The sequence below is a fragment of the candidate division Zixibacteria bacterium HGW-Zixibacteria-1 genome, assembly GCA_002838945.1.
In the GTDB taxonomy this organism is placed as follows: Bacteria; Zixibacteria; MSB-5A5; order GN15; family PGXB01; genus PGXB01.
Genome location: PGXB01000013.1, coordinates 18,020 through 31,254, shown reverse-complemented (window position 1 = coordinate 31,254; position 13,235 = coordinate 18,020). Strand labels below are relative to the sequence as shown.

The 13,235-nt window shown below is 47.3% G+C and carries 12 protein-coding genes; 6 read left to right on the top strand and 6 right to left on the bottom strand.

Translation table 11 applies throughout. The features are described from left to right. Window positions 1–15 precede the first annotated feature (15 nt). Entirely contained in the window at window positions 16–795 is a 780-nt protein-coding gene (locus CVT49_06895; protein PKK83740.1) for a hypothetical protein, read from the bottom strand. Then, complete coding sequence (locus CVT49_06890) at window positions 792–1,379, bottom strand: RNA polymerase subunit sigma-24 (protein ID PKK83739.1); 588 nt, start codon at window positions 1,377–1,379, stop codon at window positions 792–794. Before CVT49_06890 ends, CVT49_06895 begins: the two co-directional genes overlap by 4 nt. A gap of 427 nt (window positions 1,380–1,806) precedes the next feature. On the opposite strand from CVT49_06890, the gene CVT49_06885 reads away from it, so the two are divergent. From CVT49_06885 to CVT49_06875, 3 genes are all read left to right on the top strand, one after another. Beyond that, window positions 1,807–2,562, top strand: coding sequence for a hypothetical protein (locus CVT49_06885; protein ID PKK83738.1), 756 nt, complete (start codon window positions 1,807–1,809; stop codon window positions 2,560–2,562). A gap of 62 nt (window positions 2,563–2,624) precedes the next feature. Beyond that, window positions 2,625–3,542 (top strand): N-acetylmuramic acid 6-phosphate etherase, encoded by a 918-nt coding sequence (murQ, locus tag CVT49_06880; protein ID PKK83737.1) that lies wholly within the window; start codon window positions 2,625–2,627, stop codon window positions 3,540–3,542. A gap of 146 nt (window positions 3,543–3,688) precedes the next feature. Beyond that, a complete protein-coding gene (locus tag CVT49_06875; GenBank protein ID PKK83736.1) occupies window positions 3,689–4,414 on the top strand; it encodes a hypothetical protein in 726 nt (241 codons plus the stop codon). Window positions 4,415–4,422: 8 nt separating this feature from the next. Here CVT49_06875 and CVT49_06870 read toward each other — a convergent pair whose 3' ends face one another. Both CVT49_06870 and CVT49_06865 read right to left on the bottom strand, forming a co-directional pair. Beyond that, window positions 4,423–4,935 (bottom strand): hypothetical protein, encoded by a 513-nt coding sequence (locus tag CVT49_06870; GenBank protein ID PKK83735.1) that lies wholly within the window; start codon window positions 4,933–4,935, stop codon window positions 4,423–4,425. Continuing rightward, window positions 4,932–5,516, bottom strand: coding sequence for an RNA polymerase subunit sigma-24 (locus CVT49_06865; protein ID PKK83734.1), 585 nt, complete (start codon window positions 5,514–5,516; stop codon window positions 4,932–4,934). Before CVT49_06865 ends, CVT49_06870 begins: the two co-directional genes overlap by 4 nt. Before the next feature lie 121 nt (window positions 5,517–5,637). On the opposite strand from CVT49_06865, the gene CVT49_06860 reads away from it, so the two are divergent. The 3 genes from CVT49_06860 to CVT49_06850 all read left to right on the top strand — a co-directional run bounded on the left by CVT49_06860 (window position 5,638) and on the right by CVT49_06850 (window position 11,564). Then, window positions 5,638–6,015 carry a hypothetical protein gene (locus CVT49_06860; protein ID PKK83733.1) on the top strand — a complete coding sequence of 126 codons (378 nt, stop codon included), beginning with the start codon at window positions 5,638–5,640 and terminating at the stop codon, window positions 6,013–6,015. Between the two features lie 114 nt (window positions 6,016–6,129). Further along, window positions 6,130–8,895, top strand: a complete 2,766-nt coding sequence (locus CVT49_06855; GenBank protein ID PKK83732.1) for a hypothetical protein — start codon at window positions 6,130–6,132, stop codon at window positions 8,893–8,895. A gap of 233 nt (window positions 8,896–9,128) precedes the next feature. After that, a complete protein-coding gene (locus tag CVT49_06850) occupies window positions 9,129–11,564 on the top strand; it encodes a S9 family peptidase (GenBank protein ID PKK83782.1) in 2,436 nt (811 codons plus the stop codon). Window positions 11,565–11,569: 5 nt separating this feature from the next. On the opposite strand, the gene CVT49_06845 is transcribed toward CVT49_06850, so the two are convergent. Both CVT49_06845 and CVT49_06840 read right to left on the bottom strand, forming a co-directional pair. Beyond that, window positions 11,570–12,697, bottom strand: a complete 1,128-nt coding sequence (locus CVT49_06845) for a hypothetical protein (GenBank protein ID PKK83731.1) — start codon at window positions 12,695–12,697, stop codon at window positions 11,570–11,572. Between the two features lie 75 nt (window positions 12,698–12,772). After that, window positions 12,773–13,222 (bottom strand): GNAT family N-acetyltransferase, encoded by a 450-nt coding sequence (locus CVT49_06840; protein PKK83730.1) that lies wholly within the window; start codon window positions 13,220–13,222, stop codon window positions 12,773–12,775. Window positions 13,223–13,235 lie beyond the last annotated feature (13 nt).

Sequence of the window (13,235 nt, the reverse complement as noted above, 5' to 3'; positions counted from 1 at the left end):
ACTTATTTTTATTTATTAAATGGAATCCAGATAAGGTACCAGAACCGACAGATCGATATTCTTGTTTTCGGTGACGGCAATCGATATCGTGTCATTTCTTATCCAGTAAATAACCTGGCAATCCCGGCAGATATGTTTGAAATATACCAATCCGGAACCTGTAACCTTCTCGAAGTCGGGAAGATTGACATCGCCCGCTTTCCCGATAAAGAGCGAAATATAATCATCGCCCGTCAGGTACTTCAGGTGGACGAACCGATGACCCGACAGATCCTTGAATCCGGCCCCGACCAGGCTGAAACCGGAGAATCCGCCGTTGAAATTATAATGCATGTCATTGGCGAGATAGTTCCGGGCCGAGACAACATCGGCTATCGACAATGCCGAGGCATTGATAATTCCGGCGGAACTGTCCATATGTATTTTTTCAAGAGGATATACATTGACTTTGTGCCGATAGTATTTGGCCCCGGAGAAAGCCGCGACAACGCAAAACACGAGCGCCACGGCCGCGGCGGCAAGAACCAGCCCGAAGCGGAAATGACCGCCCGGCGCCCGGCGCGGGTGCCGGTGGGATACTTCGATGGATCTTAATATACTTGATTTTAACCGGTCGGATTTTGATTTTGCAGAAGCCTTTTCCGAGACAAACGCCTTGAACATCTCCTCGAATTGATAACGAGACATGCAATCCTTGCATTTATGCAGATGTTCTTCGACTCTCTTTACATCGTAGTCACTGGCTTCTTTATCAATTACTTCATAGAGCAACCTGAGCGCTTCTTCACATGTCATTTAGCTGCTTCCTTAACAAAACCATTTTTCACCGCATACTCCCATAATGACTTTTGAAGGAGTTTCCGCCCCCGGTGTAAACGGGATTTAACTGTGCCAATGTTAAGGTTAACGATATCAGCGATCTCCTGATAACTAAATCCTTCAAGGAAGGAAAGCACCACAACCAGTCGAAAGTCTTCCGGAAGCTCTTCAATCGCCTTCTTAACATCATCGTCAAATACCTTGTTGAAAAAATGCTTCTCGGGATCATCGGAAGGACCCAGCGCGGACAATTGACCGAAAAGGAAATCATCATCAACATCTTCGAGGTCAATCGTCTGTGGCGTCCATGCTTTGGCGCGGTAGTTGTTGATAAAGATATTGGTCATTATCTTGAACAACCACGCCCGGCAGTTAGAACCTTCCTGGAACTTATCCCAGAAACGCCACGCTTTGAGGAAAGTCTCCTGAACAAGATCGTCGGCATCACCCTCGTTCTTTGTCATCCGCAAGGCGGTTCTAAAGAGCGATTCGATATGAACCAACGCCTCTTTTTCGAATCTTTCCTTGTTTCTTGCTTCTTCTGATTGCCGGCTGCTCATTAATAATCCTTAAACCTTCGCAGGGCCGGACAATCGTTACACTCAAGTTGTATAACATTTCCGGCACCACTCTTGTTCCCCTTTTGGGAATTCAAATTAATTAATCCTATGTCCTGCATCATTATTAAATACATGATTCTACAGTTTATACGCTTATTTTTTCAAACCGGCTAATCCCTCAATTCTAATCTACATAAACAAATGGGATTTTGCAATTAAAAAGACCTGTAAGCTAATCTTACCTATTGCTATTCTGTGACTTACAAAGCAAACATGTGAATATTTGAACCAATTTTAGTAGAGAAATTTTTTTGTAATGATAATTATTATTATATAATTTTGAATATTGTTGCTTTTTCTCTGGTTAAATTGAAGCCCGAAAATTATACTTAACTTATTGACATAAAATACCGAAGTATAGAATGATATGAATAAAACGGGTATATTTCAGATATTAATCGTCCTGCTTTTGCTGGTGCCCAATATGGGATGCGACGGCGGTGTCACCGATGGTGCCACTTCCAGTAAATATTTCCTCAGCGGCGGGCTGATTAAAAATCTCGACCTCGATTCGGCCCAGACTATTATTTACATGGAAAAGGACGATAGTCTCTACTCCAAGGCAATTCTCTCTATAGGTACCGACACGCTCGATTATGACAGCCTTGGTGAAATATATGCATTTGAAAAGTTGGCTTCAGTACTTCCCGCAGGGACTTATACTCTCAGGGCCAAGGATCTCCCCTGGCTGAACGAGGCAATACAATTCACCATTCCCGGTAATTTCCAGATAACCTCCATCCAACTTCCCGATGACCGCATCAACAACGGCGGTGATCCGGTTCCGATTATATGGAGCCTGGCGCTTGGCGGAGACGGGTACTTTTTCAGTGTCGTTCTCAAGGATTCGGCTTATACAACGGCCGGATATTCCGATTTTGTCACTACCGGGACCGCTTCGGTTACAATTCCCCGGGACGCCTTTCAGCTATACAGCGCCCTTGATACCGGATGGTACTATGTTTATGTGTGCAGTTATTCCGGCTCACCGTCCAATGATTACCTGCTTCCCACGGTCATTCCGGACGGCCTGAACAACAATATTTCGAAATTACGCCTGACCGGACGTTTCGGGGCCATTGTTGTCACCCCCCATGACTCGATTCATGTCGCCCTCGAGTAAGCTCTCGTTTATTCATTTTTAATCTTTGCATCTCCATTAAGAATTGCGATATTGTTCTGCAAATGAATTCCGATGCCAGAAAAGATTTGATCGACATCCTCTCGCGACTGGGAACCGAGCAGGTCAATCCCGACACGGTTGAAATCGATACCCTGCCGCCGCTCGAGATTGTCCGTAAAATCAACAATGAAGATAAAAAAGTGGCCCAGGTGGTGGAGAAGACGCTTCCGCAGATTGCCGTTGCCGCCGAGACGGCCGCGGCAGCTCTTAAGAACGGCGGGCGAATCATATATATCGGCGCCGGCACATCGGGGCGGCTGGGCGTGCTCGATGCCGCCGAATGTCCGCCCACTTTCGGCACCGATCCCTCGCAGGTGGTCGGCCTTATCTCCGGCGGTTATGACACGCTCCTTCTTTCCATAGAAGGCGCCGAGGATCATACCGACTGGGCGGTGGAGGATCTCGACCGTATCAGGCTGGATAAGTCTGATTTTGTGATCGGCATTGCCGCTTCTGTCAGAACCCCGTACACTCTTGCCGGAGTGGAGTATGCCATATCCCAAGGATGCCGCACCGCTCTGATTGTTTGCAATAAAACCGATATTTTGAAGATAAAGCCGGATATCTTAATTGAGCTTCCGGTGGGTGCCGAAGCCATTACCGGATCGACGCGGATGAAATCCGGAACTGCCCAAAAGATGACGCTCAACATGATCACCACCGCCGCCATGATCCTGCTTGGCAAGACTTATGGCAACCTTATGGTCGATCTCAAGGCCCGGTCGGAAAAGCTCGAATCCCGCTCCCGCAAGATTTTGATGGATTTTCTGGGAATCGATTATGACGAGGCGGACCGGCTGCTCAAAGAAGCCGGTGACTCGGTCAAAACGGCCATCGTGATGAAAAAATTATCTGTCTCGCGTGATGAAGCGGAAGAGAAACTTATTGAAGCGGATGGGTTTCTGAAAAGGATTTTTTAAACGGTTTCGGGCATTATCGGCTCAATCACCCCTCTCATTTCTTACGTTATACAAATAAATCAAAAGGAGACATTATGGCTGGAGCAAAGATCATTCATGTTTCTCTATATGCGCTTGCTGTATTAATACTTTCATGGAGTTCAGGAATGGCACTGCAGGATGAAGATTCGACCCGGATCAGGACCTACGAGAAGGTCAAAACGCTGATTGAAGATCAGAATTTTTTCGGGGCGGTGACTTATGTTCAGTCGCTCGGCAAACCGGAAGAAGTCGCCAAGGTTTACGAAAAGCTGGTCCTCGATTTTTACTGGAAGGCAAAATCGATTCCCGATGTTGTCTCTATCGCCCGCGCCGGACTTCAGTACTGCCTGACAGAAGCGGAACGGATAAAGCAGGAAAACCCTGAGGAAGCGGCCGCACTCAAAGAGTCCGCCAAAAAGATGTCATACAACCTGGCCTCATTCACCTGGCCCGGCTGGGATGAAAAGGGATATGTTATCACGCATCAGGATATTCTGGTCGGGCTGGATGCCGCCCGGTTGAATGTGCGGCTGGTGCACGAGCTTAATAATGGTGATGAGGCGATATCAATCGCTTATTGGGGTCTGGGGGCGCAACTGATCGCAACCCAACAATATGACCAGGCGCTGGATGCTTTCGACAAATCAAGAAAGTATGCCATCAGCGCCGGCAACCGGCTCAATGAACTTCTGGCGGAGGGATTTATCGGGGTGACCATGATCATATCGGGCGATGAGAAAGGGCGCGACAAACTGGGCGAGGCGGTCAAGAAACTGAATGAAGTCGGTTCCGAAGATGCGCTTTTTTTCGTGGGGCAATTCAATACCGCGCTTAATGTCTTTATCAAGTAACGGCGTGATCAGATCATGAAAGATATCGGCTTATGCTGGCGCCTGCGAATCATCTGATCGATCAGGGCAATCACGACCAGCACCAGCGCCACGGTAAGAATCAGTGAGATATCGATGTCCAGCCCGGCCAGGTAACTTTTATATGTGGAAATAAATGACGGCTCCGTCATGTTTGATGGAGCCAGCGCCAGTACCATTTGCTTAACTGCGGATGTCCCCATAAAATATATCGAAACCGCAATACCGAAAATAAACAGGGCGGCATACGACAGCCAGACAGTCGCCTTTGGAAATATCGTGACCGGTTTTTCGGGCCCTATGCCGGCCATTACTGATGCTGTAAAATTCGGCGACAGCGCCGGGATTCGATCGATTTTCAACTCCGCGGCAATTGCTCTATATTGGTCGAGTCTCAGCCGACAGTCAGGGCAGATTTCCAGATGAGCCGCACATTCCTTCCGGCGGCCGGGTAAATCGCCGTCGAGATATCCCTGGATTTCATCATCAGTCAAATGTTTCACGGCCGAAACTCCTCCTCTGTATATTTGGCTGTCAGCCTCTCTCTTAATAACTTTCTCGCCCGAAAAAGATAATTCTTGACGGTCCCTTCGGGTATCGACATCACATCGCCGATTTCGGCATAACTGAGTTCATCGAGATGATACAAAGTTACGATTGTTCGGAACTGCACCGAAAGATGATTTATTTCCTCCTGCAACAGACTCGATAAGTTCGCCTCCATCAGCTTTTTCTCCGGTGTCGCTGACTCATCGGTGATCTCCGCAATCGCCTCATCGAATTCCTCATCAATTACCGGCACTCTGTTCTTATTAAGATAATCAATACATCTGTTATATGCAATTCTGGCAATCCAGGTCGAAAGTTTCGAGTCCAGTCTAAATCCGACCAGATTCTGGTAAACTTTCATAAAAATATCCTGACAAACATCTTCCCGGTCCCCCGGATTGGATACCATCCTGTAAACAATGTGATTTACCAGCCTTTGGTGGTCATTTATCACTCTTTCAAAGGCTCGATTGTCACCGGACAGTATCCTCTGGATTATTGCTGCCGTGTCTTCCACATTATCTTCCTGATTAATAAGACCGGATTTCTGGAAAAATGTTACTTAATCCGCCGGTTTTTACTGCAACATAATAATAATAATCCGGTCTAATTTGATGAACAAGAAAGAAAATATTTAACCCGGAGGTTTAACGAAGATGACACCACTCGAAAGATTAGCTGATGTTGCGCCGGTATTTGTCATTTTTCCGGTCATGTATATGATGTTAAGAGTGATTCTGGATCATTATACGCGGAAAAGACTGATTGAGAAAGGCCTTGTGGGCGAGGAAGTTAAGAAGTTTTTCCAGGACGGGGCCGACCGCTTTCTGCCCTCTTCACTCAAATGGGGTATTGTCCTTACCTTCCTGGGCATTGCCATGGTTCTTATGCGCCTGGCGTCCGACTATATACCGGCCGAAACCGCCATCGGAATAATGCTGGTAGCCGCCGGTCTGGGTTTACTGGTATATTATTTTTCCTGGCCGAGAAGAGAATTAAAGAAATCCAAGCAAAAATGCATGACAAAAGAATAGAATAACAAATAGCTGTTAATCCCGAAAAAGGCCCTGAATCTTCATAAAGATTCAGGGCTTTTCTTGTACCACGGAAGTCTTTCAATCATTCTAAGCTGTTAATTTTTAAAGATTTTGGACGATAAAAAGAGCATTCGGGACAATTTTGACCCGGCTGAAATATATAGATATTGGCCGAATTATATGGATATGGAATCAAAAAAACTCGACATATTCAGCGATTTTTTCCCTGACACCATTGAGATTTTGGATAACATTTCCGAACTTATTACTATTCAAGATCTTAATATGCGCATTGTCTGGGCCAATAAGGCGTCCGGACAATCAGTCACCACCGAAAGATCCGACCTGATCGGCCGCAAATGTTATGAAATCTGGCATCAACGTGATATCCCCTGCGCCGGCTGTCCGGTAGTAGAAGCGCTAAAATCGGGCCGACCTTCAAAAAGTGAAATCAAGACTCCGGACGGGAGATACTGGAATATTCGCAGCTACCCGATTCGCGGCAAAGACACATCGATAATCGGCGCCCTGGAACTGACCCAGGATATCACCAGCCAGAAGAAAGCCGAACAGGCTTTAATTGAAAGCGAAAAGAGCTATCGCCATCTTTACGAATCATCCATGATTGGCTGGTGGCGAACCAGTATTAAAGAGGGAATATTTCTAAAGGCCAATTTGGCCGCCGTTAATGCGCTTGGCTTTGAAAGCGAATCGGACCTGATAGGCAAATATAGATCAACCGATTTTTATCCTGCTGAAGAAAGACAGCAGTTGCTCAAAATGCTTAAAGAAGACGGTCAGGTTGATCGTTATGAGGCGCATCTTACGCTTCGTGATGGATTGAAAAGAACGGTGCTTCTATCGGCCCGAGCCTATCCTGAAAAAGGTTTTGTCGAAGGCAGTGTCATAAATATCACCGATCACAAAGAGACGCTTGAGGCTCTCAACAGGGCCATCAATAATTATTCCAACCTTTATGAAAACCTGCGTGACGGCGCCGCCACGGTCAATATGGATGGCCGAATAGTTGAGTGCAATCCGGCCTTTAGAAAAATGCTCGGTTATTCCAAAGAGGAAATTTCCAATCTTTCATACAATGATATCACTCCGCCCAAGTGGCATGCGGCAGAGGCCGGCATAATCAACAAACAGGTCCTGACCAATGGCTATTCGGAAAATTACGAAAAGGAATACCGGCGAAAAGACGGGACCATATTTCCGGTCGAGCTGCGAACGTACCTGTTAAAGGATGCTTCCGGAAAACCGACCGGTATGTGGGCCTTCGTACGGGACATTACCGAGCTCAAACGAGCCGAAGAACTCCTGAAAAGGTCCGAGCGTCGGTATCGGAGTCTGGTGGAAACTATCACCGAGGGCATGGCAATTGTCGATTTCGATGAGAATATTCTTTTTGCCAATTCCGCCGCCTGTAAGATATTCGGATATACTCTCGAGGAATTGATCGGCATCAACCTCAGGCAGATAATTTTGCCGGAGGATTTCAACAAGATTCTTGCGGAGACCGGAAAAAGAAAAAATGGCATTACCAGTAAATATGAATTTTCCATCCGGCGCAGGGACAATCAGATACGACACCTCTATATTTCGGTGACTCCATACCAGGATACCTATGGAAATGTTGAAGGGGCAATCGGCCTGTTTTCGGATGTTACCGAGCGTAAAATAGAAAAAGAGGAAAGGCAAAAACTCAAGGATCAGTTGGAACGGGCCCAGCGAATGGAGTCACTCGCTATTCTGGCCGGTGGCGTGGCGCATGATTTGAATAATATTCTGGGGCCGCTGGTCGCCTACCCCGAGATGATCCTGATGAAATTACCGCCCGATTCTCCGGCCCGAAAACAGATTGCGATGCTCGGCAAATCGGCCCGTGAAGCGGCCGATGTTATACAGGATTTGCTCACCCTGGCGCGCCGCGGCCGCTATGAAATGAAACCTACCGATATTAACGAAGTCATCGAATCATATCTGGAATCCGCCAATCTGGCCGAACTGAAATCCCGGAATCCCAATATCCTTCTGGAAACTGCGCTCGATAGAGATATCGGATGCATTTCGGGATCGACGCCCCACCTTCTTAAAGTAATCATGAACCTGGTCATAAACGCTTTTGATGCCATGACCTCAGGCGGGAAACTGACCATCAAAACCGGTCAGGCCAGGCTGGACAAGCTGTACGGCGGTCTCTCCACTATCGAAAAGGGTGATTATATCATTGTCCGGGTCCGCGATACCGGTATCGGAATCGAAGAGAAAAATCTCAAATATATTTTCGAGCCTTATTACTCCAAGAAAGAAATGGGCAGCAGCGGCAGCGGTCTTGGATTATCGGTCGTCTACGGAATCGTCAAGGATCACCGGGGTTATTATGACGTCAATTCAACGGTCGGAGTGGGAACCGAGTTTATTCTGTATTTCCCCCTTTGCACCACCCAAGTCGAGAGGCACCATGACGCCCAGGATACTATCGGCGGGACCGAAACGATCCTGGTAATCGATGATGTCGCGGAACAGCGCGAAATCGCCCGGGAATTGCTTTCGTCACTGGGGTACGCCGTGACCACCGTCAATAACGGCCGCGAAGCGATCAAGTATCTGAGTAAACACAGTGTCGATATTATTATACTCGACATGATCATGGAGAAGGATTTTGACGGCCTTGATACTTATGGTAGTATCCTTAAATATCACCCTTCGCAGAAGGCTGTTATCGTCAGCGGCTTCTCGGCCACCGAACGGGTCAGCCAGACTATGGAACTTGGGGCCGGACAATATATCAAAAAGCCCTATACGTTAAAACAACTTGGTCTGGCCATAAGAAAAGAGCTGGATAAAAATAAAATCCCGTCTCATGCATAATTGCCGGATTTGCTTAGCTTCTCCCCTGCAACATAACTTAATAAGATGCTTTTCGACTGACTGTTCATAAAAACAAAAATTCTCTAATTACTTGACGAAAATCGGTCAAAATGTTAATCTAAGGAGGTAGTCTGCCATATTTCCAGGTGCGAAGGGAGTCAAAAATGAATCATTTCTATTTTCCGGGTCGTTTTACGCCCAAATTCGGATCTATATCTTTCCTGATTTTATTGATGCTTATCTGCCTGACCGCTGCCGCGCAGGATAACTCACTGTCGGAGCCGGTGTACCAAATGCCCCCCGATGAAATTGCGGCCCTGATTGATGCCCCCCCCACACCCCGAATATCGATTGGCCCGGACGGGGAATGGATGGCAATTCTGGATCGGCCGGGATACCCTTCGATCGAGGAGTTGGCACTGCCGGAATTACGCCTGGCCGGTCTTCGCATCGACCCGAAGGTAAGCGGGCCAAGCCGGATTTCTTACTACACCGGGATTACTTTCAAAAAAATAGCCAGTCTTGATGATAAAGAATTGGCCGGTCTGCCGGAAAAAGCTCGTATCGGTAATTTTTCGTGGTCGCCCGACGGCCAAAAAATAGCCTTTACGAATACCTCACCGGAGGGCATCGAGTTATGGGTCGCCGACATAGATAAAGCAATAGCTATGCGGCTCGGGCAATTTTATCTCAATGATATCTACGGCAGTCCCTACTACTGGCATCCTGACAGCAGAACTCTTATATGCAAAATTATACCCCCCGACCGGGGTGACGCTCCGGAAGCATCCCCGGTACCTTCCGGCCCGGTCATTCGGCAAAACGACGGTGAAATCGCGCCCGCTGTGACCTATGCCGACCTTCTCATGAACAGTCATGATGAGGCTCTTCTCGAATATTTTCTACAATGCCAGCTCACCATAATTTCACTGGATGGCGAAATGCGGAACATCGGCCGATCCGGAATGATTGCCGGGGCGGAACCGTCGCCTGACGGTCAGTACATTCTGGTGGAAACTATTCACCGCCCGTTTTCCTATACGGTGCCGATTTCACGTTTTCCCCGGCTGGTGGAGGTTTGGAATCTGGAAGGCACGGTTGTCCGCAAAGTCGTCGATCAGCCGCTGGCCGAAAATATTCCAACGGTCAGCGATGCTGTCCGGACCGGGCCAAGGGATATCAATTGGCGCAGCGATGAGGCAGCCATGCTTTATTGGGCCGAGGCTCTCGATAACGGCGACCCGCGTCTGGAAGCGGAGGTAAGGGACCAGATATACACACTGGTGGCACCCTTTAAAGGGAATCCGATTCCGCTTTTTGCCCTCAATTTCAGATATAATTTCATAATCTGGAGCAGTGACGACCTGGCCATTATTTATGAAAAATGGTGGAAAACGCGAAATATAAAAGCCTGGGCCTTCGCGCCCGGTTCCATGAGAGTCGATCCGGAGCTTATTTTCGATTATTCCCGTGAGGATCGCTACCATCACCCCGGAACACCCATGACCCATAACAATGAGGCCGGTAAAGAAGTGCTCCTCCTGAGCAAAGACGGCAAAAGCATGTTCCTGACCGGCGAAGGCGGCTCGCCCGAGGGAGACCGGCCTTTTTTGGATAAATTGAATCTGGTGACCAAAGAAAAGACGCGGCTGTGGCAGTCGGAGGCCCCGTACTATGAAACGGTCCTGGACCTGCCCGATCCCGGTGATTCGAAAATTTTGACCATGCGGGAATCGATTACGGAACCGCCCAATGCTTTCGTGCGTGATCTCGATAATGCGAAACTCGAGCAAATAACCTTCTTCCCGAACCCGACACCGCAATTGATGGAGATTCAAAAGGAGCAGATTCGGTATGCGCGCGAGGACGGGCTTTCCCTGACCGCCACGTTATATCTTCCGGCCGGATACACGCCGGAGAGCGGTCCCCTGCCGATGCTCATGTGGGCGTACCCGACAGAATTCAAAAGCGCCGATGCCGCCGGGCAGGTGACCGATTCACCCTATCGTTTTATTCGCGTCGGCTGGTGGTCGCCCATCCTCTGGGTGACCCGCGGCTATGCGATACTTGATGATGCCGGTATGCCGATCGTGGGCGAAGGCGACGAAGAACCCAATGATTCCTTCGTCGAACAACTGGTGGCCGATGCCAGGGCTGCCGTCGATGAAGTCGTCCGGCGCGGTGTCGCCGACCGTAACCGAATCGCTGTCGGCGGGCACTCCTACGGCGCCTTTATGGCCGCCAACCTGCTGGCCCATTCCGATCTGTTCCGGGCCGGTCTGGCGCGCTCCGGCGCCTATAACCGCACGCTGACACCGTTCGGTTTTCAGAATGAGGACCGGACCTTATGGGAATCGCCCGAGACTTATTATGAAATGTCGCCGTTCATGCATGTGGACAGTATCAATGAGCCGATCCTGCTTGTTCACGGCGAACTCGACAACAATTCCGGAACGTACCCGATGCAAAGTGAGCGTTTCTATAATGCACTCAAGGGCTACGGCGCGACGGTGCGGCTGGTGATGCTTCCTTACGAAAGTCACAGCTATCGTGCGAGGGAGTCTATCATGCACGTTCTCTGGGAGTCCGACCGCTGGCTGGAGAAGTACGTCAAGAACGCCCCACCGAGGGAAGTAGACAATCTATCAAGGCAGTCTACGGATAATTGAAATTGCTATTTTCTTATTTGTGGGAGGTTTTGTATATCTAACCAAGATGTGTCTTGAATCCCTTTTTTTATGAAAACTATTTTGTGGGAAGAAACAAAATCGTCCCATCGATTCGCGAAGTAAGGCCGTGCCTTATCTTCAATGTCTTTCGGCTTCGGGTGGATAACTACAAGTCTATTTTGACGAGATGAACGCATCCATTCTATCAAACGATTGTTTATTCCTTTATCGCCAAAACTGTACCCGGAGACTATTATATTTACAGCTGTCTTTAACACATTATGAAAAATGCAATACAATTCTGAATAGATCCACCTAGAGTACTCTAGCATTTTATTAAATCGGCCTATTAATATTAGGGGTCGATAATCACACACTATATCCATTAACAAATAGGGGTCTCTGCCGGAAATTAAGCAAGCATTGTCGTCATAAATTGATCCCATATTCGGGCGACAAAGAAACCAATTTATTGATCCATGTAGCTTAAAAAGGTTTATCTTAAAATCATCACCATCATACAGATTTGGATTCCAATATCTAACATCATTAGTCCTTTCGCTGAATCCATCAATATAAGAAATGCCACTCTTATCTAAAAATGCCTCTATCATTAAATCATGATTTAATGTAAATATATCAATCTTACTTATATCGGTATCCCGATATGCTCCGGCGAGGCAATTTAAATGATTTACCTCATTCTTATGTCGTTTCAATAAATGCCAGACAATGTCTGCAATATAATTTGTAGTCTCTTTTGCCAGATTGCCTAAATTCATATTAATTTGAGCATCTCCAGGTTTCTCATTAAGAATGGGCTTTATTAACCGATTAATTCTGTCATATAATGCTGCTATTGCAGGATTATCATACTCTTTGGATTTGGAATCTCTAATTTGACTTGCCATATAATATAAGTCTTCATAGTTGGCTTCATACTGATTTTGATTTGAATAATAATTTTCTACTTCAATCTTTAATAATTTAAGTAGCTTAATGTATTGTGATACATTCTCCTCAGTATGAGTCGTAATACATTTCCCACTCATGACTTCTTTTGTGATTTCAATGGTCGAAGACACGCCCAGTGGCGTAGAAATCCCGGCTCCAAATAAAAATGCTATTCTCATAATAGTTATATAATTTATGGATATTCGATTAGCAAGTCTTATTTTATAAAAGAATGTTCAAACTAATTGAGCTGGCTATGGTCGCAATTTCAGCATCATGCAATCGGCCGAGTCGGGACATAGGCTGGTGAATTCGGTCGTGTTCGCGATCGGCTCCGGCACCGCCGCTCGCTCGATATAATCAAAGCCCATCTTCTCGAAAAACTTCGCCGCCGTGGTGGTCAGAAGATACACTGCGGACAAGCCTTCAGCCCTGGCATGGTCAAGCAATTGCTGCGTGATTATCTTACCATATCCCCCGCCGCGGAATTTATCCAGTGTCACCAACGACCGCAGCAGACCGTACCGCCCGTAAATTTCCATCCCGCCGATTCCGACCAGTTCCGAACCGTGATAAGCCATGAAGAGACAGCCGATTTTGTCGTCAATATCCTGCCCGGGCAGGCCGTTTTGTTCAAGCAGCGCCCGAATCAACTGAATATCACCCTCTGCTGCCGGGGTCAGACTAATTGGTTCTTTATTCATAATGGAAGATTAG

Coding starts and splice junctions, on each gene's coding strand:
- CVT49_06840 (PKK83730.1), bottom strand. CDS start 13,222: ATGAATAAAGAACCAATTAGTCTGACCCCGGCAGCAGAGGGTGATATT.
- CVT49_06860 (PKK83733.1), top strand. CDS start 5,638: ATGACACCACTCGAAAGATTAGCTGATGTTGCGCCGGTATTTGTCATT.
- CVT49_06895 (PKK83740.1), bottom strand. CDS start 795: ATGACATGTGAAGAAGCGCTCAGGTTGCTCTATGAAGTAATTGATAAA.
- CVT49_06885 (PKK83738.1), top strand. CDS start 1,807: ATGAATAAAACGGGTATATTTCAGATATTAATCGTCCTGCTTTTGCTG.
- CVT49_06875 (PKK83736.1), top strand. CDS start 3,689: ATGGCACTGCAGGATGAAGATTCGACCCGGATCAGGACCTACGAGAAG.
- CVT49_06890 (PKK83739.1), bottom strand. CDS start 1,379: ATGAGCAGCCGGCAATCAGAAGAAGCAAGAAACAAGGAAAGATTCGAA.
- murQ (PKK83737.1), top strand. CDS start 2,625: ATGAATTCCGATGCCAGAAAAGATTTGATCGACATCCTCTCGCGACTG.
- CVT49_06845 (PKK83731.1), bottom strand. CDS start 12,697: ATGAGAATAGCATTTTTATTTGGAGCCGGGATTTCTACGCCACTGGGC.
- CVT49_06850 (PKK83782.1), top strand. CDS start 9,129: ATGCTTATCTGCCTGACCGCTGCCGCGCAGGATAACTCACTGTCGGAG.